This is a genomic window from Rhodopseudomonas julia (genome assembly GCF_030813515.1).
Lineage (GTDB): Bacteria > Pseudomonadota > Alphaproteobacteria > Rhizobiales > Afifellaceae > Afifella > Afifella julia.
The window spans coordinates 281,609-302,568 of sequence record NZ_JAUSUK010000002.1 but is presented as its reverse complement, the minus strand read 5'-3'; the positions used below and the strand labels follow the sequence as shown (position 1 = coordinate 302,568).

The following is a 20,960-nucleotide window of genomic DNA, read 5'->3' as shown; positions in this document are numbered from 1 at the left end:
TCACACCTGCAAGATCGAAGAGACGAGAAGCTGCGTATAGGGCGCATGCGGATCGTCGAGGACACGATCGGTCAGCCCCTCCTCGACCACCTCCCCCGCCTTCATCACCATGATGCGGTGGGAGAGGAGCCGGGCGACGGCGAGGTCGTGCGTGACGACGAGCGCCGCCATGCCGAGATCGGCAACGAGCGCGCGGATGAGATCGAGGAGTCTCGCCTGCACGGAAACGTCGAGCCCGCCCGTCGGCTCATCCATGAAGACGAGCCGTGGCGCCGTGACGAGGTTGCGGGCAATCTGCAGGCGCTGGCGCATGCCGCCGGAAAAGCCGCGCGGATCGTCGTCGATGCGGTCGGCGGGCACTTCCACGCGTTCGAGCCAGGAGAGCGCCGAGCCGCGGATGTTGCCGTAATTTCGGTCGCCGATCGCCATAAGCCGCTCGCCGACATTGGCACCAGCTGAGACGTTCATGCGCAGGCCGTCGGCCGGGTTCTGGTGCACGAAGCCCCAATCGGTGCGCATCAAAAAGCGCCGCTCCGCCTCGCCGAGCGCCGCGAGATCGCGCACGACGCCGTCGCGCATGCGGTAGGAAACTTTGCCCGAGGAGAGCGGCAAACGTCCGGCAAGGCAGTTCAACAGAGTCGTCTTGCCGGAACCGGATTCACCGACGACCGCAAGCACTTCACCCGGATAGAGGTCAAAGGAGACGTCGCGGCAGCCGACGCGCGGCCCGTAGAAGCGCGTCAGCCCATCGACGGTGAGTAGCGGCGCATCGCCCGACAACGCGCTCATTCGGCCTCCTCCAGCGCCGCGCCGAGAGGACCGCGATGCCCTTCCTCACGTCGGCCTTCGCAAAAATCGGTGTCGGAACAGACGAACATGCGCCCGCCCTGGTCGTCCAAAATCACCTCGTCGAGATAGACGCCCTCCGCACCGCAAAGCCCGCAAGGTTCGGAAAAATGCTGCACCTCGAAGGGATGATCCTCGAAATCCAAGCTCTCAACCCGGGTGAAGGGCGGGATCGCATAAATGCGCTTCTCCCGCCCAGCGCCGTAAAGCTGCAGGGCCGGCGAATGGGTCAGTTTGGGATTGTCGAATTTCGGAATGGGCGAAGGGTCCATGACGTAGCGGTCCTCGACCTTCACCGGATAGGCATAGGTCGTGGCGATATGGCCATGCCGGGCGATGTCCTCGTAGAGCTTCACATGCATGAGGCCATATTCTTCGAGCGCGTGCATGACGCGCGTTTCCGTCTCGCGGGGTTCGAGAAAGCGCAAAGGCTCCGGGATCGGCACCTGGAAGACGAGGATCTGCCCGGCTTCGAGCGGCGTTTCCGGCACGCGGTGGCGTGTCTGGATGATGGTCGCGTCGGCCGTATGGGTTGTGGTGGCGACGCCCGCGACCTTGGCGAAGAAGGCGCGAATGGAGACGGCATTGGTGGTGTCGTCGGCGCCCTGATCGATGACTTTCAGGACGTCGTTGGGGCCGAGAACGGAGGCCGTCACCTGCACGCCGCCGGTGCCCCAGCCATAGGGCATCGGCATTTCGCGGCTCGCAAACGGCACCTGATAGCCCGGGATCGCCACGGCCTTCAGGATGGCACGGCGGATCATCCGCTTCGTCTGCTCGTCGAGATAGGCGAAATTGTAGGGGGAGTCGGCAGGGGCGTTCATTCCGCCGCCTCCCGATCTTCCTGCCCGTCCGTGACGACGCCACGCCCCGCCTCGAACTCCGCTCGCAGCCGCCGGATCAGCTCCAGTTCGGCCTGGAAGTCGACGTAATGCGGCAGCTTCAGATGTTCCACGAAGCCCGTCGCCTGGACGTTGTCGGCATGCGACAGCACGAATTCCTCGTCCTGCGCCGCTGCCGTCTGATCTTCGCCGAGTTCGCGCGCCCGAAGTGCCCGGTCGCAAAGCGCCATCGCCATCGCCTTGCGCTCCGCATGTCCGAAGACGAGGCCGTAGCCACGCGTGAATTGCGGCGGCGCTTCAGCACTGCCCTTGAACTGATTGACCATCTGGCACTCCGTCACCTTGATGCGTCCGACGGGCACCGGAAAATCGAGGCCCGGCACGTCGATCTCGACATCCACCTCGCCCATGCGGATCTCCGCCGCGAAAGGGTGCGAGCGGGCAAAGCCACGCTGCGTGGAATAGCCGAGCGCCAAGAGAAAGCCTTCATCGCCGCGGGCGAGCGCCTGCAGGCGGAGATCGCGGCCGGCCGGAAACGACAGGGGCTCGCGCGTGAGATCGGAAGGCTCATCTTCGCCCTCGGGATCGGGCTCGATCAGCCCGGCCTGGCCGAGAAGATCGGTAACCCGGGGCATCGCCTCCGTTCCCGGATCCTCGGCGCTCACCGCCTCCTCGACCGTTTCGTCCTCCTCAAGGGTTGGATCGAGAAGTCGGTGCGTATAATCGAAGGTGGGCCCAAGAAGCTGCCCACCCGGCAGATCCTTGAAGGTCGCCGAAATGCGCCGTTCGACAAGCATCGTGTCCGTCTCGATCGGCCGTGTCGAACCAAAGCGCGGCAGCGTTGTGCGGTAGGCGCGCACAAGAAAGATCGCTTCGACGAGATCGCCACGCGCCTGCTTGATCGCAAGCGCCGCAAGCCGGCGGTCATAGAGCGAGCCTTCACTCATCACCCGGTCGACCGCGAGCGACAGCTGTTCCAGGATCTGCGCAACCGTGAGCGATGGGACATTCGGGTCGCCACGCCGCTTCTCAGCCAGAAGGCGGTGCGCATTGGCGATCGCCGCCTCGCCGCCCTTCACCGCGACATACATCAGGCCTCTCCCATGATCCGAGTGGAGCGGGGCAATCCAAGGATCGCCGAAGGCGCGGCGAGCACGAGATCGACGCCGCGAGGAAAGAGCGCACGATTGGAGCGGAATTCTTCGACGAGCCTTTCCGGCAGGCCCTCGACCTGTACGCCCGCCACATCCTCGATGCCTGGACCGGAGAGCCAGAGATTTCGGCCACGGGAGAAGCCGGCGACCTGCACAATGAGCGTTGTGGAGCGGTCTGGATATTGCTCGGTCCCGAGCCCGAACTCGGAGAGCGCCGGCATCTTTTCAGGATCGGCGATTACGGCAAAGAGCGCGCGCGCCGGCACCACCACGATCGGCGCGCCGATATGGAAGCCGACCCATCCGCGCACCTCGCCGCTCGCGTTCAGCACCTTGTCGAGAAAGACCGGAGTATCAGCATCGGCAAGCGCCGAGAGAACGGCGGCTGCCGCCGGCTTTAAGGGATGCGGAGGTCCCACAAGCTGGGGCATGTCGACCACGCGGCCAGGCCGCGAGAGAGCATCGAGAAGCCGCCGAAACACCGCCTGCGATGCGAAAACCGGATCCTTGAAACCACCGCCGAGCGCGTCTGCCATCAATCTTCTCCCCTCACCATCGTGAAGAAATTCACCCGGGTCGCCGCCGTTTTCGCTTGTACAAAACGATCCTCTTCGGCGGCGCGCGCCGTAACTGGGGCTACCAGTCGATCTTCGACGAAGGTGCGCGTCGCCCCGCTCTGCCAAAGAGCGTCGAAGACGGCGACGAGATGCGCCCGCTTGCGATCGCGCCCGAGGATGTGACCATAGCCCACCTCGCCGCTCGCAAGCCGAACGACCGTCCGCGTCACCGTCACCTCGCCCAGATTGAAAGCTGCGCCACCGCCGCCGATCCGCCCGCGCGTCATGGCAAGACCGAATTCCGGGGCCCGCAGCACTTCGAACTCAGGCGCTGGCTCAAGTGCGTTCAAGGCCCCGTCGAGTTCGTCGGCACGGGCGCGCACGAGGATGGAGAGCACGTCGCGCCGCCGGCTTTTGAGCTTTTCCGCGGCGACCTTCGCGTCCTCGGCAATGGCCGCGTCCGGATCGAGAGTTGCACCGGCGCTGTATGCCATTGCGTGATCCTCAAGGTTCGACTTGTCTAGTGTTATATACAAGCATACAATACGCGCACAAGTTTGACACAACGATGACGGTCGCACGCCTGGAGACGAAAACGACGATGGAGAATGTGCATCGCGGAGCCGGCGTCTCGCTGTGGCGCCAGATCGCAGATCTGTTACGCGGCGAGGTGCTTTCGGGCCGCTGGCCGTCCGACACGGCCCTGCCCTCCGAAACCGCTTTGTCGGAGCGTTTTGGCGTGAACCGCCACACGCTCCGCCGCGCGCTTGCGGCTCTTGCCGCAGAGGGGCTGGTGCGCTCCGACCAGGGCCGCGGCACCTTCGTCACGTCGGAGCGCCTCGCCTATCCGATCTCGCGGCGCACCCGCTTTTCCGAGATCGTCAGCCGTCAGGCGCGCGCGCCGGGCGGCCGCCTGATCGCAAGCCGCATCGAGCCGGCACCCCTCTGGCTCGCCGACCATCTGAAACTCGCGCAAGGCACGCCGCTCATCACGCTCGAAACCTTGAGCGTGGCCGACGGGGTGCCGATCTCAACGGCAAGAAGCTGGTTTTCTGCCAAACGCTTTCCCAATCTCGTGGCGATCTACGCCGAGACCGGATCGATCACCCGGGCACTCACTCATCACGGCGTCGAAGATTATGTGCGCCGCTGGACCAAGGTACGTGCACGGCCCGCAGAGCCCGCCGAAAACGAGAAGCTCGCCCTGCCGCGCGGGGCGACCGTCCTCGTGACGGAATCGCTCAACGTCGAACCGAACGGCATGCCTCTGCACCTGTCGCTGACGAGCTTCGCCGCCGAACGCATGGAGATCGTCATCGAGGCGGACGACCTCTAGGAGAGTCGTAGGGATCCTGCCCGGCAACCTCATCGCCCGCATGATCCTGCCCTCTCGTCACACTGGAAGAACATGCTCCGCTGAGGCATCATCCAAAGATCCCTCGCTGCCGGCGCATTCCCATCCAGCGGGTCGATCAACGTTGAGAAAGCCCAAGCACCGCCCGAGAAGATAAATGGAAGTGGTTGATGTCGAGCGACAATTGCTTGTCGCACTGATTTCGAAATTCGCCGACCGCATTCACTTGGACGACCAAGGCCACCTGACTATGGAGGGGCCGGATTGGAAGCCGATCGCAACCCTACCCATCCTCCGCTCGCTTGAGCCAGGCGCAGGCGTGGTAAGCGCTCTCGACGCCTATACCCGGCTCAAGGCCTTCGTTGAGACAGCGGATAAAGATCGGCTCCGTAAGGCGAAGCTGGATCTTACGCCCCCGCAAGGCGTCCATTTCGTCGATGGAGGTGACAACCTATTCTACGACTTCGTCAACACCGACAGAACGCTCACCGAATTGCAGCTCGCCGGCGCCGAGCTGCAAGGCCGTATCCTCGATTTCGGCTGCAGCAGTGGACGCAATACTGCCGTCATCACCCGCGCCGGCCTGGATCGTCTGGAGGTTTTCGGAGCCGATCCGGTCCCCTCATCGATCGAATGGGCGAAGGAGAACGTCCCAGGCGCCGAGTTTGCCGTCTCGCAGCAGGAGCCGCCCCTCCCCTATGACGAGGCAAGCTTCGATCTCGCCTATGCCAAGAGCATCTGGACGCACTTTTCACCGAGGGCGGCACGCGCATGGATGGAAGAGATCACGCGGATCTTGAAGCCCGGCGGCCATTTCTTCTTCACGATCCATGGCCCGCACGACGTGGCAAACAGGCTCGTCTTCGACTTTCCAAGGCCACGATACCCGAACATCGCCAACGGCGAGTTTCCGGACAAGGTGTCTTTCCTGGAAGCCGTCATCGCCGGCCTGCGCGGAGACGGGCATTTCTTCCGGCCCTACACCACGGTGCGCACGCAGGGCGACCTCGGGAAGCTCGAAGGTGCCACCACGGAGGATTGGGGGCTCATGTTCATGACGACCGAGTACCTGCAGCAGCACATTCTCCCTCCCGGCCTGGAGCTCGTGCGCTTCACGCCAGCGGCTACAGCCGGGCGATTAGACGGATGCGTCGTGCGGAAATCCTCGTCCCAACGTGCCGCCAGCAGCACAGGACCACACCGCAGCAGCCTTCGTCGGGTGGCCCGAAGCTGGCTGCCGCGGCGCGGCTAGGTCGGATCACTCCAGGCCCATGCAATTGGCGTAATAGGTGACCGTCGCCGGCCAGTCGGAGAACATGCCAATGACGCCGACATCCTGAGCGAGAACGTCGATCACCTCGTATTCGTCACCGGGATGGGAGATCGCATCCTTGACCGACTGATAGTAATAGCCGCCGCCGTCGGTGAGCGTGCCGGAACGCTCGAGCGACCAGGTGATGATCTGGAGTCCGGCCTTTTTCGCCTCTTTCGCATAGGCGGAGGGCACGATCTCTCCCGCCTCGTCGAGGGTGAGAAGCATATGGCTCGGCGGTGCGATGATCTTCACGCCATCCTCGGCGAGATCCTGCATCGACGGCTCAAATGTCTCCGGATTGTTGGCATCAAAGCCTTCGAGCGTCTCGTCGCGATCGTCGAGGAAGACACCCTGCTTGCCGAATTCCGGCTCGTTTTTGATCCAGTAGAGAATGTCGCGGAGCTGAAACGATTGCGGATAGACGTCGCTCGCATCGACGCCCGCCTCTTTATATTCATCGATCAGCTGCTGGGCGTAATCGTCCTGGGTGTAATCGCCCTCGAACGGCATCTCGACGCTCGGCGCCTTGAGCTCGGGGGTGAACTTGACCCCGAGATCCTTGAACAGCGCGATCGATTCCTTGTGCGACATCAACTCGCCATTCGTGGCGTAGAGGTCCGTGCGCCAGGATGGCGTCGCATCCATGAATTCCTCGACCGTCGTCGCATCCGGATTGCCGGCATCCATCTTGCCCTTGAGTGACTTGAACTCGGCGAGCGTCAGATCGGACGTGCAGCATGTCACCTCCGCCTTCTTATCGCCGGAGGCCGGGCTGAACGGCGTCGTGCATTTCGCGGCAAGATCGTCATGGGCGAGAATGTCGGTGGTCGTGGCGAGATCGCATTGCGAATGCCGGCAGACCAGCTCGCGATCCTTGGTGAAGGCGACGTCGCATTCGATGACACCCGCCCCCATCACGGCCGCCGCCTGATAGGACTGGCGGGTATGTTCGGGGAACTGCATCGGCGCACCCCGATGGCCGATGGAAAAGGCTGTGCGGTAGAAGGGCCCCTCCTCACAGGCTTTCAGGGCGTCTTTGAGTTCTCCCTCGTCCATGTCGTTGACGAGATAGAAGGGCCGCGGGCCGAGCTCGGCCTGTGGCCGCGCATCCTGGGCAAGCGCATCGGCTGCAAAGCCGCAGGCTGCGCCAAGGAGGGCGCCGGCAGCGACAGCTGAACGAACGAGAATGTGCTTCATAGGCGGAACCTTCCTCGATGACAGAGCGGGCGGCACAGCGCCGATGCCTCGCATAAGCGCCCGGCACAAAAGCGCAGTGTCGCCGCCATGACAGAAGTATGAAGCATCGAGGCCAGCGCCGTCGCGCGGCAACCTTCAACGCGTAGAATAATCGCTGAAGGTGAGGACGAAGAGCGCCATCAGCGCCGCCCAGACGACGACCTCCGGAAAGAGAAGCTCACAAAAGCCGGGAGCACACCGACCGCTCCGCGTCGACGCCCTCATGACCGTCCCACGAGGTAGAGAAGTGGGGAGAGGATGATCCAGATCGTATCGGCGAAATGCCAGCAGAGGCCTGCGACCTCGATCCTCCCGGTCTTGTCGGGAATGACGCGCCCGCGATGGACGAGAAGCGCCACGACCGCCCAGGTACCGAGCCCGATCGCCGTATGGATGGCGTGGATGCCGGTCATGGCCCAGTAGAACGAAACGAAGATCACCGCATGCTCCGAGAGGCGAAAGAGCGGACCGCCCGGCACGAAAAGGCTCTCGATGTCGTGGTGGTGTTCGTAGCCCTAAAGCCTCAGCAAGGGCCACAGCGCGCATGAACCCCGTGATCTCGTCCGATCGCGCCCCCGGCAGAGAGCCTCCGGCTGTGAGGATGCAGGCCACGACGTCAGAGCATGACGACGGAGCGCATTTCGGCCGGCAAGCTCGATGTTTCTATGTCGCGCCTCCGCTCAAAGATCACGCCAGAGCGAGGCCAGTCCCCGCGTCGAACCTTTTTTCCCGCACCGTGTTGAAGGTGCGTGACCAATCACGACAAAGAGGAAACAGACTTGGCCAGAACCGAGAAGACGGTCGTCATCACGGGAGCCTCAGCCGGTGTCGGGCGCGCCGTGACAAGGCGTTTCGCACGAGATGGCGCGCGCATAGGGCTGATCGCGCGCGATCGTGGACGCCTGGAGGAAACGGCCGAAGAGGTGCGCGTCCTCGGCGGCGAAGCAATGATCTTTCCAATCGACGTGGCGGATGCCGAGAAGGTCGATATGGCTGCCGAAGAGGTGGAAGCGCGTTTCGGCCCGATCGACATCTGGATCAACGTCGCGATGGTGACGGTTATGGCGCCGGTCGCGAAGACGACGCCGGAGGAATTCCGCCGCGTGACCGAAGTCACCTATCTCGGCTGCGTGCACGGAACACTGGCCGCCCTCAAGCGCATGCAGCCGCGCAATTACGGCACCATCGTCCAGACGGGCTCGGCGCTCGCTTATCGCTCGATCCCACTGCAGGCGCCCTATTGCGCAGCCAAGCACGCGCTCGTCGGGTTCACGGATTCGCTGCGCAGCGAGCTCATCCACGACAATTCCGCCATCAAGCTCACCGTCGTGCATCTGCCGGGCCTGAACACGCCGCAATTCGACTGGGCGCGCAACAAGATGCCGCGTCGGGCGCAACCGCTGCCGCCGATCTTCCAACCGGAAGTAGCCGCCGACGGCATCTATTTCGCCGCCCACCATCCGCGTCGCGAACTCTGGGTCGGCCGTTCCGCCTATCAGGCGATCCTGGGGCAAAGGGTGGCGCCCGGCCTGCTCGACAGGATGATGGCCGAAAAAGCCTATGGCGGGCAGATGGCCGCCGAGGCGGAGACCGAGCGGCCCGACAACCTCTTCGAGCCCGTCACCGGCTCCTACGCTGCACATGGCCGGTTCGACAGCAGGGCCCAGAATACGGCACCTGCTCTCTGGGCAACGGAACACCGCGAGGCAATCGGCAAAGGTGCGGGCATCGCTGCTGCGGGTGCGCTCGGCTGGTTCATCGGACGAATGCTGTTGTCGAGACGCTGACAGCACGGCCTGAACACCTTCCATCAACGACGGAGGCTTGATCGGCGGCGGCTGTACGGCGTTCCTCGTCTTCGGAACGCCTTCGAATGGCTGAGTCTGCCCGATTTCGACAGGCCGCCGCTATGGCGGCAAATCAGGGCGCGCAGCGCGGAGAGCTTTGAGACAGCGAAATACAAACCTAAGCGTTTGCTGTTAGGGAAAGCGCCGCAAGAACAAGCTTCTTAGGGAGGGGGCATGCAGGCCACGGTTCTGGTCGCTGGCGGAAACGGCTATATCGGCAGCCATGTCGTCGTCGAGCTGACGCGGGCGGGCTACCGACCCGTCATCGTCGACAATCTCACCAATTCGCATCCCGAGGCCGCGCGCCGTGTCGGCCAAATCGCCGGGACGGAGATCCCACTCCTCGTCGGTGACATTCGCGACACCTCTTTTCTCGATCGGGTTTTCTGCGAGAACAAAATCGACGTCGTCATCCACCTTGCAGGGCTCAAAGCGGTGGGTGAATCGGTGGAGAAGCCGCTCGCCTATTACGACGTCAATGTCGGGGGTGCCGTCTCGCTGTTTGAGGCGATGGCCCGCCACGCGGCGACGCGCCTCGTCTTTTCCTCCTCCGCCACCGTCTATGGCGACCCGCAGACGGTGCCGATCGACGAGAGCTTTCCGGTGGGCGGCGTCACCAACCCCTATGGCCGAACCAAGATGATGATCGAGGAGATCATCACCGACACGGTCGCCGCCGACCGGGCCTGGCAGGCAATCAGCCTGCGTTATTTCAATCCTGTCGGAGCCCATGAGAGCGCGCTCATCGGTGAAGACCCGATGGGCATTCCGAACAATCTCTTTCCCTATATCGCCCAGGTCGCGGTCGGCCGGCGGGAACATCTGCGCGTCTTCGGCGGCGATTATCCGACCCATGACGGCACCGGCGTGCGCGACTACATCCACGTCGTCGACCTCGCACGGGCACATGTGAAGGCAACGGAAGCCCTTCTTGCCGACAGCATCGCTGCGGGGACGCACCAGCCGATCAATCTCGGCACCGGCCGCGGCTACAGCGTGCTCGACACCGTGAAAGCGTGGCGGCGAGCCACCAACCGGCCGATCCCCTACGAGATTGTGGAACGCCGTCCCGGCGACATCGCCACCTGCTACGCCGACCCGAAGCTCGCAGCCGAACTTCTCGGCTGGCAGGCCGATCTCGACCTCGACGCCATGTGCCGCGATCACTGGCGGTGGCAGAGCCAGAACCCGAACGGCTACACGGAAGAATGAGCCTGAATGCAGAAGACGCTCAATCGAGCCGGACCGGATTCGACCACGCAAGACGCCCGGCCGCATCGGCAACGATGAGGCGGAACCAATCACCTTCGAAACGCTCACTCGAGAGGCGGACGCGCGTCAGGTCCCGCCCCCATTGGTTCTCCGATTTCGCGCCACGACCGACAAGGGCGACATTGACCGCGGGCGAGCATTCCACCGCGACCTCACCATCGGCGATGGAAAACCCTTCGATCACAGGACCCTGGCTGGAATAGAAAAGGCCGGCCTTCAGTGCCTCCAAAAGCGTTTCGGGTGTGCTCTCCTCCGCCTTCACCATCACCCAGGCTGCGAGCCCTTCCTCATATTTGAAATGCGTATCGTCGGCCGCATAGGCGGAGAGCGCATAACCTTCGTTCAGAAGCTCATCGAGAAGATAGGTCCCGTCTGCACGCGCGGTTTCGAGATCGCAGGTGTAATTGTAGATCTCGACGGAATGGGCATGCGCCGCCATCGCACGACCATCTTCGATCGTAAGTCCGGACCATTGCGGATGGGCGATGCCGACGAAGGCGCCCGCCTCGCGGGCCCTTTTCGCGAGCGCCAGCCCGTCCTCGGCACTGCCGGTCGCCTCGAAATCCTCAGGCAGGCCGACAGCCAGAATATGCCACAGCTCGCCATGGCTGGTCGCATCGGCATGCAGTTCCGCGCCGAGAAGCGTCGTGAAACCCGCGCTGCGAAACGGCCGCGTATCGGTGACGGGAAAATCAAAACGGGCGAGAAAATGATCCGACAGGCAGAGAAAGTCGTAGCCGGCGTCGCGGTAGTGGGCGCAGACCGCCTCCGGCGACAGCGCCCCGTCCGAGCGGTTGGAATGTGTGTGAAGATTGCCCCGCCAGAAACGGCCCGGCGCCTGAAATGCCCGCATACCCATGAGGAAACCTCTCGCTCAGTTGAGGAGAAGCGATATGGCGCGTCCGTGGCAAGGCAATGACAGGCGGAGGATCGGCACGAGCGCCAATGAAATCAGCTTCAGCGAGCGCCGCTTCAGGCGGCTTCGCTCGTCAAATTCCAGCCGAGCTGGCTCGAAATCTGCCGGGCCGCGGCCATGTTGCGCTGGATGATGGCGGCGAAAGCAGCACCGCGCGCATCCATACCGGCGACCGAAACACCAAGCCCTCCGAGCACATTGCCGCTCGCATCGCGGATCGGCGCCGCGGTGCACACCGTCGCCGGACGAAATTCGCGGTCGTCGACGGCATAGCCCTGCACGGCGACGGCAGCGATCTCACGACGCAATCTCGCCTCGTCGGTGATGGTGTTGTCCGTGTAGGAGCGAATCTCCACGCGCGCCAGAAGCGCGTCTAGAGCGGCCGGTGAAAGCCCCGCGAGCAGCACCTTGCCGAGCGCGGTGCAATGGGCGGGGCGATGGCTCAGCGTGTGGGATGGAAGGCGTCCCTGCGGCTCCGCCTTTTCCAGATAGCAGATCTGGCCATCGACCAGCGTCGCGATTTGGACCGTCTGACCGATCGTGGCGCACAGATCGCGCATGACAGGGCGCGCGAGGCTCGTCAGCTCGCCGCGCGACTGGGCACCCGGCTGCAGACGCGCCAGGCTCGGCCCGATACTCCAGGTGCGCATCTTCGGCCGCCACAGCGCATAGCCGCCATCGGCCAAACTGCGCAAAATGCGCAAAACAGTACTTTTATGCAGCCCGACATTGCGGCTGATTTCCGTTAGGGAAAGCGGCTCTTCGGCCGCGGCCAGCACTTCCAGGATACCGAGCGAGCGATGCAGGACCTGGATGGAAGATCCCGACGAAGTACGCCCGTTTCCGGCACTTTCGTCGCCCTTGAGTTGATCCGCCGTGACACCGCTCATTTTCTCAATCCCGACACGTGCCGCAGGAAGTCGGCACCCTCATAGGCCAATCATCGCGCCGTTCATGCAGTCTCGCATGGACGGCTGCACGCGCATTCGCCCTTGCAAACGCAGCCACACAGCCCGGCCACCAGCAAAGACGAGGAGGAATGAGCCATTCTTCTGATCAAATTTCAAGTATCAGATGGTGAAATTGATGCAATCTGACTAGGTCGAGGCTGACCTGAAGGTTAGTTTTTCCCTCCAGCACCGCGGCAGATGCGCGTTTTCGTCACAAAATGCTCAATTGTGCGACAAAAGAACATCCCTTGACCGATCGGTCAATCGCTCGGTCAGGGTGCGAGCCGCGCTGCTGGCATAGCGGTCCGGATGGCGCAACAGGGAAAAATCCCGCCGAGGCAGATCGATCGGGACGGATTGAAGCCGTCCCGAGCCGAGTGATGCCGCAACGACATGCTCGGAGATAATGGTTGCGCCGGCCCCGGCCTCGACAGCTTCGCGCACGGCTTCGTTGCTCGGCAGGACGAGCGAGATCGCGAGATCGTCGACCTTGATGCCATCCCGCAGGGCGAGTTCTTCCAGCACGGCACGCGTCCCGGAGCCCGCTTCCCGAATGACCCAGGAGACGGATCTCAAATCCACCCGGCCCGCCTCCTTTGCAGAGGGCAGAGGATGACCGGCGGCCACGACGAGGACCAGTCTGTCTCGGTCGACGAGGCGGCGAATGAGCTCGGTATGTCGGATCGGCCCTTCGACGAGACCGAGATCCGCCCGCCCTTCGGCGACAGCATCCTCCACCTGACGCGTATTGCCGATGACGACGTCGAGGCGGACGCCCGGAAAGGCCTCCTGAAAGGCTGCAAGGCGGCGCGGGAGCCAGTAATTGGCGATCGTCTGGCTGGCCGCGATGGCCACGCTGCCGTGGGCGGGGTCGGCGATTTCCTCGAGCACATTCAGCGCCGAGGCCACTTGCTTGAGCACCGCCCGCGCCTCCGGCAAAAACCGCTCTCCCGTATCCGTGAGCTCGATGCCGCGCCCGACCCGGTCGAACAGCCGCGCACCGTAGCGCTTCTCCAGGGCAGCGATCGCCGCAGAGGCGGCCGACTGGGTCAGCCCGAGGGCGGCCGCCGCCCGGGTGACATGCCGCCGCTCGGCGACGGCCACGAAGACGCGCAATTGATCGAGGGTCATGCCGCAACGATCGACGAAAATGCTCGGTCGGGCAACACGCATCTGAAATTTCGATGAATTGGAGCGCCGGCGCCGTTCATCCAACATCGCGATGGGTACGATCCGCAGTCACAAAATGGCTGCGGAACGACGCCAGAAATCCCGGCCGAAGGCGGCGGGTCTCCGCCCCGGCGACCCGTTATGTCAGGCGATCCGCGTGCCGTCCTGCGGATCGAAAAACACGGAACGCGTCATGTTGAAGGCGAGCTTCACATGCCCGTCTTCCTCGATCGGACTGTTGGCCCGAAGACGCGCCGTGAACTCCTTGCCGCCGAGATGCGTGACGACATAGGTGTCGGCACCCGTGGGCTCCACCATTTCCGCCCGGCAGGTCGCCTCGACGAGCTGGCCCTCTTTCTGGTCGGCCGCATCGGGATCCGTGACAGCTTCGGGGCGGATGCCGAAGGTGATGGTGCGGCCCACCCAATCGCCGAGCTGATCGGCCACGCCTTCCCGCACAGGCAGGAAAAGCGCCCCGTTGGAGCGCTGTTTCAATGCGACGCCGATCGCCCCGTCCTGTTTCTGCACTTCGGCGGGAACGAGGTTCATCGCCGGCGAGCCCATGAAATCGGCAACGAAGAGATTGGACGGATTGTTGTAGACCTCATCCGGCGAGCCGAATTGCTGCAGGATGCCGTCCTTCAGGATCGCAATCGTACTCGCAAGCGTCATCGCCTCGATCTGATCGTGCGTCACATAAACAATGGTGGTGCCGAGCGAAGCGTGGAGCCGTTTGATCTCCATGCGCATGTCGACGCGCAGCTTGGCGTCGAGGTTCGACAGCGGTTCATCGAACAGGAAGACCTGCGGCTTGCGCACCAGCGCCCGCCCCATGGCGACACGCTGGCGCTGGCCGCCGGAAAGCTGGCCCGGACGGCGATTGAGAAGCTTCTCGATCTGCAGCATCTCCGCCACTTCCTGGATCGCCCGATCGCGTTCCTCTTTGGGCACCCCACGCATCTCAAGCCCGAAAGCAAGGTTTTTCGCCACCGACATGTTCGGGTAGAGCGCATAGGACTGGAACACCATGGCGATGTCCCGCTCCGAAGGCTTCAGCTCGTTGACGCGCTCGCCGGCGATGCGGATCTCGCCCTTCGTCACGCTTTCAAGCCCGGCAATCGTATTGAGGAGCGTCGACTTTCCGCAGCCCGAGGGGCCGACAAGCACGAGGAAGTCGCCCTCCTCCACAGCGAGATCGATACCCTTCAGAACGTCGGTCTGGCCGAAGGATTTATAAAGACCGTCGATTTCAAGAAACGCCATGTTCAGCCCTTCACAGCGCCGGCCATCAGCCCGCGCACGAAATAACGCCCCGACACGATGTAGACGACGAGCGTCGGCAGAGCGGCCAGCACGGCCCCGGCGAAATGGACATTGTATTCCTTCACGCCGGTGGACGAGCTGACGAGGTTGTTGAGCGCCACCGTCATCGGTTGCGAATCGAAGTCGGAGAACGAAGCTCCAAAGAGGAAGTCGTTCCAGATATTGGTGAACTGCCAGATGATGGTGACGACGATGATCGGCCCGGAACTCGGCAGGAGAATGCGCCAGAAGATGCGGAAGAAGCCGGCCCCGTCGACCTGAGCGGAGCGGATGAGCTCCGTCGGGAACGCCGCGTAATAATTGCGGAAGAAGAGCGTCGTGAAGCCGAGCCCGTAGACCACATGCACGAGAACGAGGCCCGGCACCGTGCCGGCGATGCCGAGTGTGCCAAGCACCTTCGCCATCGGAATGAGAACAATCTGGAACGGGATGAAGCAGGAGAAAAGCATCAGCCCGAAGACGATGGAATCGCCCTTGAACCGGTACTTCGTCAGCACGTAGCCGTTGATCGCACCGAGCACCATGGAAATGGTGACGGCCGGAATCACCATCAGGAACGAATTGACGAAATAGGGTTTGAGGCCCGTCGCCTGCACGCCGACCTGCGCCTCGCTCCATGCTGAAAGCCAGGGCTGAAGCGTCCAGTGCTGCGGCGGTGCGATGAGATTGCCGGAGCGGATCTCCTCGAGCGGCTTGACCGAATTCAAAAGCATGATGACGAGCGGCAGGAGATAGTAGACCGCAAAGACGATCAGCACCGCATAGAGGATCGCCCTTCCGACGACAGAGCCCGACCCCAGCTGCGGGCCTTCGGTTGCCGTACTCATTGCTCTCGCTCCGTCGACAGCTCGCTATAGAGGTAAGGCACGATGATGGACGCGACCATCATCAGCATCACCACCGCGGAGGCCGCACCGACGGCCATCTGGCTGCGCGTGAAGGTGTAGGAATACATGAATGTCGCCGGCAGCTCGGTCGCACGTCCCGGCCCGCCATTGGTGAGCGCGATGACGAGGTCGTAGGATTTGATCGCCATATGCGCGAGGACGACGAAGGCCGACAGAAAGGCCGGCCGCAGCATCGGAATGATGATCCGCCGATAGAGCTGCCAGGGCCCCGCCCCGTCGATCTGGGCGGCACGCATGATTTCCGTGTCGATCCCCCGGAGGCCCGCCAGGAACATCGCCATGACGAAGCCCGAAGATTGCCAGACGGCCGCAATCACGACGGTGTAGATCGCCATTTCGCGGTCCTTGATCCAGCCGAAATGGAAACTCGTCCAGCCGAGCGCATGCATGGTGTGGTCGAGCCCGATTCCGGGATCGAGAAACCATTTCCAGGCCGTGCCGGTGACGATGAAGGAGAGCGCCATCGGATAGAGATAGATCGGCCGCAAAACGCCCTCGCCGCGTATCTTCTGGTCGAGAAGAATGGCGAGCAGCAGGCCGAGCACGCAGCAGATGACGATGTAGAGAGACCCGAAGATCGCCAGATTCTTGAGCGCGATCCACCAGTTCGGCAGATCGAAGAGTTTGACGTAATTGCCGAGGCCGATGAAGTCGAAGCGCGGCAGAAGCGTCGAGCTCGTCATCGACAGATAGACGGTGAAGATGATGAAGCCGTAGACGAAGAGAACGATGACGGCAAAGCTCGGCGCAAGAACGATGCGCGGCAGCCAGTCCTGCAGGCCGCGTCGGAACGCGCTCGATCGGCGCGGACGCACAAGCGGCTCCGTGGCGGTGGTGGAAGTCGCGGTCACTGGGGCGCCCTCAACGCTGAAGATGATGGGAAGCCCCGGCCTGAGGCGGCCGGGGCGAGATCATCAGAAGCGTCAGCGGGCCGACGCGACGGCGTCGACGAGAGCCTGGACGGCCTCCTCGGACGTGTACTCGCCGTTGAAGTGCGCCGTGACGACGTCAAAGACCGCGTTTTTCACGGCCGACGGCGCGCCATAACCATGCGCAAGCGAGCCATAGAGGTGGTTGTTCTCGTTGGCCTCGGCGAGCTGCTTCATACCCTTCTGAGCGCAGGCATCGAACTCGTCCGGAGCCACGTCGGTGCGCGCCGGCACCGAACCCTTCACCTTGTTGAAGGCGATCTGGAACTCCGGCGACATGACGGCGGAAGCGAGCTTCAGCTGCGCGTCGCGCTTGTCTTCGCCGACCTTGAACATCACGAACTGGTCGGAGTTGAAGAGAACCGAGCCTTCCGTGCCAGGAAAGCGCTGGCAGACGAAGTCCTCGCCCGGCTTCATGTCGGCGCGCAGGAATTCGCCCTTCGCCCAATCGCCCATGAACTGCACCGCAGCCTTGCCGTTGATGACCATGGCGGTGGCAAGGTTCCAATCGCGGCCGGAGAAGTTGGGATCAACATAATCGTGAAGCTTCGACATCCGGTCGAAGGCCTGCTTCATCGTATCGGATCCGAGCGCCTCTTCGTCGAAATCGTTGAGCGCCTTCTGGTAAAAGTCCGGCCCGCCAGTGGCGAGCACGACGGCTTCAAACACAGTCGCATCCTGCCAGGGCTGGCCGCCGTAAGCGATCGGGGTGTAGCCGGCTTCCTTGATCTTATCGAGAACCTCGATCAGCTGATCCCAGTCCTTAATGTCACCTTCGACGCCAACCTCGTCGAAGATCTTCTTGTTGGCCCACATCCAGTTGGTCGAATGGACGTTAACGGGGGCTGCGATCCACTGCCCTTCGCTGTTCTTGGAGAACTTCTGCAGCGCCTTCGGAACGACGTTGTCCCAGTTTTCCTTGGATGCCAGATCGGAGAGATCGGCGACCACGTCCTGGTCTGCCCATTCGGTAATGTCGTAGCCAAGCATCTGCACGGCTGTCGGCGCATTGCCCGAAGTCACCCGCGAGCGCAGCACCGTCATCGCCTGAACGCCCGAACCACCGGCCACAGGCATGTCTTCCCAGATGACACCTTCGTCTTCGAGCTGTTTCTTCAGAACGTTGAGCGCCGCAGCTTCACCGCCGGCAGTCCACCAATGCAGCACTTCGACGGTCTCTTGTGCCGCAGCACTTCCCACAAACAACGCCGCGCCAGTAGCAAGGCCAGCGAACGTCGATACGAATTTCTTGTACATGAGTTGGAAAACCTCCCGAATAATCCACCGTCGTGTGGCTTCCGGCCGATTACTCGAACCGACCGCGGCGGTAGTCCAATCTGTAACGTTACAGATCGCCGCAAGTCAAACGCTACAAGCCGTTTGCAGAAGCGGGAATGCGCGGCATAGGATGCCACCCCCCATGAGGAGGTGACGACATGCCGCCGAAGCGGCCCGAGTTCCAAAAGAGCAGCGATAACAAGAAACAAGACAGCTTTGCGCGCCCTACCTTGCGCACTTTGGCGGAGCTGACGGGGCTTGGTGTCACGACGGTGTCGCGCGCCTTAAAGGACGCTCCGGAGCTTTCGGTTGAAACCAAGGCAAGGGTGCGCGCCCTGGCTGAGGAGATCGGCTACAGGCCGGACCGGGCGGGGATTCGTCTGCGCACCGGCAAGACCCTCGTCATCGCCCTCGTCCTCGATCAAAGCGACGCCATTGCCGAATTCGCCCGCCGCATGATCTTCGGTATTTCGGAGATATTGCGCGACACGCCCTATCACCTTGTCGTCTTTCCACAGGTGATGGGCAGCGACCCGATGGAGCCGATCACATATATCGCTGAGACGGTAGCCGCTGATGGCGTGATCTTCACCCATACGCGGCCGCAAGACCCGCGGGGGAAGCTCCTGCTCGAGCGCGGCATCCCCTTTGTGACCCACGGCCGCACCCGGCTCGGGCATCCGCACCCCTTCCACGATTTCGACAACGAGACCTTCGCCCGCCTCGCTGTGGAGCACCTCGTCTCGCGCGGCCGCAAACGTCTCGCGCTCGTCACGCCGCGCCCGGAATTCACCTATGCGGAATTCATGCTGAAAGGCTTCCGCGAAGCCGCGAGCCGCGCCCAGGTCGAACATGACCTGATGCCGGGTCTCGATCTCGATTCGCGATCGCAGGCCTTCCGCAAGGCGGCAATGCGGCTTGGCGAGGAGGAACATCCCTTCGACGGCTTCATCTGCGCCAGCGAAACCCGCTCGGTCGCGCTGATGGCGGGCCTCAAGGATGCCGGACGCATCGTCGGCCGCGACGTCGATGTGATCGCCAAGGAAACGTCGGATCTTCTCGACAATGTCTGGCCGCCGATCGATTCCTTTTGCGAAGACCTCGTCCTCGCCGGCAAGGAGCTTGCGAGCTTTCTGCTCGCGCGTATGCGCGGAGCACCGGTGGACACCCTCACCTCCCTCGCAACTCCGGGCTTCCGCCAGCGCACCGGCCATCCCTGTGTCTGGAAGCGCACCGTTTGATCCAGCCTAAGCACTTCTCAGAGGCACCCATGCGACGTTCAGACATCAACGCCATCATCAAACAATCGGACGAATTCATCCGCTCTTTCGGCTTTCTACTCCCGCCCTTTGCCTATTGGCGCCCGGAGGAGACGCAGGCGCGGTTGAGCGAGATCGAAGGCATCGTTTCCGGCCGCCTCGGCTGGGACATCACAGATTACGGCGGCGGCGATTTCGACAAGCTCGGGCTTTTCCTTTTCACCGTCAGAAACGGCGACACGGCCGATCTCGCCCGCGGTTGCGGCATGCTTTATGCGGAGAAGATCATGATCTCGCGGCGCGATCAGATCTCTCCGATGCATCGCCATGTGATCAAGGCGGAAGACATTATCAACCGCGGCGGTGGCACCCTGGCCCTCGAGCTGTTCACCTCCGACCCGGAGGGCAACATCGACCAGGAAGCCGACGTGCTGGTGGCCACGGACGGGCTCTGGCGGCATCTGCCGGCGGGCGGCACCTTGCTGCTGCAGCCGGGCGAAAGCGTCACCCTGCGGCCTGGCATGTGGCACGCCTTCTGGGCGGAGGGCAAAGACACGCTCATCGGCGAAGTCTCCACCGTCAACGACGACCTGACGGACAACATTTTCCGCGATCCCGTCAGCCGCTTTTCAACGATCGAGGAGGACGAGGAGCCGCTTCACCTCCTCGTCTCCGATTATCCGGCCTGGCTGGAAAATTCTTCGGGCCGGACGGCCGCCAGCTCGTAAGCGCAGCCTCTCACCGCTCCGCGGAACGTGCCCACAAATTGACCCCGCCCTCGACGGCGTAGCGGTCGATTTCGGCGAGTTCCTGTTGCGAGAATTTGCGTTTCTCGAGCGCGTCGACGAGCTCGCTCACCTGTTCGGGACGGCTGGCGCCGATCAGCGCCGTCGTCACCCGCGGGTCGCGCAAAACCCAGGAGATCGCCATTTGCGCCAGGCTCTGGCCGCGGCGCTGCGCGATGGTGTTGAGCCCGCGGATACGGCTGAGATTGTCTTCGCTCAAGAAGTCGGAGGAGAGCGTCTTGTCTTGCGCGGCACGGCTCTCCTTCGGCACCCCGCCAAGATATTTGTTGGTCAGCATGCCTTGGGCGAGCGGCGAGAAGACGATCGTACCCATGCCCTCTCCCTGCAGTGTATCAAGAAGCCCGTCCTCCTCGATCCAGCGGTTGATGAGCGAGTAGCTCGGTTGGTGGATGAGGCAGGGCACGCGCATCTCGCGCAGGATGGCGACCGCCTGACGCGTACGCTCGGAATTGTAGGAGGAAAGCCCGACATAGAGCGCTTTGCCCTGCTGCACGGCCGAGGCGAGCGCCCCCATCGTCTCTTCAAGCGGTGTTTCGGAATCGAAACGGTGCGAGTAGAAGATATCGACATAGTCGAGACCGAGGCGCTTCAGGCTCTGATCAAGGCTCGACAGGAGGTATTTGCGGCTCCCCCATTCGCCATAAGGCCCCGGCCACATGCGATAGCCCGCCTTTGTGGAGATGACGAGCTCGTGGCGGTGCGCCGCGAAATCGCTTTTCAGCATCCGCCCGAAGAACACTTCCGCAGAACCCGGCGGCGGGCCATAATTGTTGGCAAGATCGAAATGAGTGATGCCCTGGTCGAAGGCCGTCCGGCAGATCGCCCGCGCCACGTCCTCGCGCGCGTCTTCGCCGAAATTGTGCCAAAGGCCGAGCGACAGGGCAGGCAATAGAAGCCCGCTCTTACCACAGCGATTATATGTCATGTCTTCGTAGCGGTTCGGCGCGGGCCGATAGCTAGCGCTCGTCATCACCTCTCCCCTCGTTTCTCCAGCCCGC

Annotated in this window: 22 protein-coding genes; 6 read left to right on the top strand and 16 right to left on the bottom strand. The window is 62.9% G+C overall.

The genetic code is table 11. The features are described from left to right. From phnK to phnG, 5 genes are read right to left on the bottom strand one after another with little or no spacing between them, the layout of a single operon-like run. Complete coding sequence (gene phnK / locus J2R99_RS10560) at positions 1–789, bottom strand: phosphonate C-P lyase system protein PhnK (protein WP_307154447.1); 789 nt, start codon at positions 787–789, stop codon at positions 1–3. Further along, positions 786–1,670 (bottom strand): alpha-D-ribose 1-methylphosphonate 5-phosphate C-P-lyase PhnJ, encoded by an 885-nt coding sequence (locus J2R99_RS10555; protein WP_307154446.1) that lies wholly within the window; start codon positions 1,668–1,670, stop codon positions 786–788. Before J2R99_RS10555 ends, phnK begins: the two co-directional genes overlap by 4 nt. Next, positions 1,667–2,779, bottom strand: a complete 1,113-nt coding sequence (locus J2R99_RS10550) for a carbon-phosphorus lyase complex subunit (RefSeq protein WP_307154445.1) — start codon at positions 2,777–2,779, stop codon at positions 1,667–1,669. Before J2R99_RS10550 ends, J2R99_RS10555 begins: the two co-directional genes overlap by 4 nt. Then, entirely contained in the window at positions 2,779–3,378 is a 600-nt protein-coding gene (gene phnH, locus J2R99_RS10545) for a phosphonate C-P lyase system protein PhnH (protein WP_307154444.1), read from the bottom strand. Before phnH ends, J2R99_RS10550 begins: the two co-directional genes overlap by 1 nt. After that, positions 3,378–3,893: a phosphonate C-P lyase system protein PhnG gene (gene phnG / locus J2R99_RS10540; protein WP_307154443.1), complete on the bottom strand. Its 516-nt coding sequence runs from the start codon at positions 3,891–3,893 to the stop codon at positions 3,378–3,380. The genes phnH and phnG overlap by 1 nt, the downstream gene beginning before the upstream one ends. A gap of 74 nt (positions 3,894–3,967) precedes the next feature. Between phnG and phnF the strand changes: the two genes are divergently transcribed. Next, entirely contained in the window at positions 3,968–4,735 is a 768-nt protein-coding gene (phnF, locus tag J2R99_RS10535) for a phosphonate metabolism transcriptional regulator PhnF (protein WP_307154442.1), read from the top strand. Positions 4,736–4,910: 175 nt separating this feature from the next. Further along, positions 4,911–6,005 (top strand): class I SAM-dependent methyltransferase, encoded by a 1,095-nt coding sequence (locus tag J2R99_RS10530; RefSeq protein ID WP_307154441.1) that lies wholly within the window; start codon positions 4,911–4,913, stop codon positions 6,003–6,005. Between the two features lie 6 nt (positions 6,006–6,011). Here J2R99_RS10530 and J2R99_RS10525 read toward each other — a convergent pair whose 3' ends face one another. The 3 genes from J2R99_RS10525 to J2R99_RS10515 form a co-directional block, all read right to left on the bottom strand. Further along, entirely contained in the window at positions 6,012–7,265 is a 1,254-nt protein-coding gene (locus J2R99_RS10525; protein WP_307154440.1) for a glycerophosphodiester phosphodiesterase family protein, read from the bottom strand. A 135-nt stretch (positions 7,266–7,400) separates the two neighbouring features. Continuing rightward, on the bottom strand, positions 7,401–7,529 hold the full coding sequence (locus J2R99_RS10520) for a hypothetical protein (protein ID WP_307154439.1): 129 nt from the start codon (positions 7,527–7,529) through the stop codon (positions 7,401–7,403). After that, positions 7,526–7,744 carry a cytochrome c oxidase subunit 3 family protein gene (locus J2R99_RS10515; RefSeq protein WP_307154438.1) on the bottom strand — a complete coding sequence of 73 codons (219 nt, stop codon included), beginning with the start codon at positions 7,742–7,744 and terminating at the stop codon, positions 7,526–7,528. Before J2R99_RS10515 ends, J2R99_RS10520 begins: the two co-directional genes overlap by 4 nt. A 339-nt stretch (positions 7,745–8,083) precedes the next feature. On the opposite strand from J2R99_RS10515, the gene J2R99_RS10510 reads away from it, so the two are divergent. Both J2R99_RS10510 and galE read left to right on the top strand, forming a co-directional pair. Continuing rightward, positions 8,084–9,091 carry an SDR family oxidoreductase gene (locus tag J2R99_RS10510; protein WP_307154437.1) on the top strand — a complete coding sequence of 336 codons (1,008 nt, stop codon included), beginning with the start codon at positions 8,084–8,086 and terminating at the stop codon, positions 9,089–9,091. Between the two features lie 234 nt (positions 9,092–9,325). Further along, the gene (gene galE, locus J2R99_RS10505) at positions 9,326–10,363 is read left to right on the top strand and encodes a UDP-glucose 4-epimerase GalE (protein ID WP_307154436.1); all 1,038 of its coding nucleotides are present in this window, start codon (positions 9,326–9,328) and stop codon (positions 10,361–10,363) included. A 19-nt stretch (positions 10,364–10,382) separates the two neighbouring features. Here galE and J2R99_RS10500 read toward each other — a convergent pair whose 3' ends face one another. From J2R99_RS10500 to J2R99_RS10470, 7 genes are all read right to left on the bottom strand, one after another. After that, a complete protein-coding gene (locus J2R99_RS10500; RefSeq protein ID WP_307154435.1) occupies positions 10,383–11,282 on the bottom strand; it encodes a CehA/McbA family metallohydrolase in 900 nt (299 codons plus the stop codon). 113 nt (positions 11,283–11,395) lie between these two features. Then, the gene (locus tag J2R99_RS10495; RefSeq protein ID WP_307154434.1) at positions 11,396–12,229 is read right to left on the bottom strand and encodes an IclR family transcriptional regulator; all 834 of its coding nucleotides are present in this window, start codon (positions 12,227–12,229) and stop codon (positions 11,396–11,398) included. Between the two features lie 282 nt (positions 12,230–12,511). After that, positions 12,512–13,420 (bottom strand): LysR family transcriptional regulator, encoded by a 909-nt coding sequence (locus J2R99_RS10490; RefSeq protein ID WP_307155680.1) that lies wholly within the window; start codon positions 13,418–13,420, stop codon positions 12,512–12,514. A 183-nt stretch (positions 13,421–13,603) separates the two neighbouring features. Then, a complete protein-coding gene (locus J2R99_RS10485) occupies positions 13,604–14,722 on the bottom strand; it encodes an ABC transporter ATP-binding protein (RefSeq protein ID WP_307154433.1) in 1,119 nt (372 codons plus the stop codon). Between the two features lie 2 nt (positions 14,723–14,724). Continuing rightward, positions 14,725–15,609: a carbohydrate ABC transporter permease gene (locus J2R99_RS10480; RefSeq protein ID WP_307154432.1), complete on the bottom strand. Its 885-nt coding sequence runs from the start codon at positions 15,607–15,609 to the stop codon at positions 14,725–14,727. Next, a complete protein-coding gene (locus J2R99_RS10475; RefSeq protein ID WP_307155679.1) occupies positions 15,606–16,505 on the bottom strand; it encodes a carbohydrate ABC transporter permease in 900 nt (299 codons plus the stop codon). Before J2R99_RS10475 ends, J2R99_RS10480 begins: the two co-directional genes overlap by 4 nt. Before the next feature lie 108 nt (positions 16,506–16,613). Further along, the gene (locus J2R99_RS10470; RefSeq protein ID WP_307154431.1) at positions 16,614–17,876 is read right to left on the bottom strand and encodes an ABC transporter substrate-binding protein; all 1,263 of its coding nucleotides are present in this window, start codon (positions 17,874–17,876) and stop codon (positions 16,614–16,616) included. Positions 17,877–18,055: 179 nt separating this feature from the next. Between J2R99_RS10470 and J2R99_RS10465 the strand changes: the two genes are divergently transcribed. Both J2R99_RS10465 and J2R99_RS10460 read left to right on the top strand, forming a co-directional pair. Beyond that, positions 18,056–19,138, top strand: a complete 1,083-nt coding sequence (locus J2R99_RS10465; RefSeq protein WP_307154430.1) for a LacI family transcriptional regulator — start codon at positions 18,056–18,058, stop codon at positions 19,136–19,138. Positions 19,139–19,167: 29 nt separating this feature from the next. Further along, entirely contained in the window at positions 19,168–19,884 is a 717-nt protein-coding gene (locus tag J2R99_RS10460; RefSeq protein WP_307154429.1) for a D-lyxose/D-mannose family sugar isomerase, read from the top strand. Positions 19,885–19,894: 10 nt separating this feature from the next. On the opposite strand, the gene mgrA is transcribed toward J2R99_RS10460, so the two are convergent. Next, positions 19,895–20,932 carry an L-glyceraldehyde 3-phosphate reductase gene (mgrA, locus tag J2R99_RS10455; RefSeq protein ID WP_307154428.1) on the bottom strand — a complete coding sequence of 346 codons (1,038 nt, stop codon included), beginning with the start codon at positions 20,930–20,932 and terminating at the stop codon, positions 19,895–19,897. Positions 20,933–20,960 lie beyond the last annotated feature (28 nt).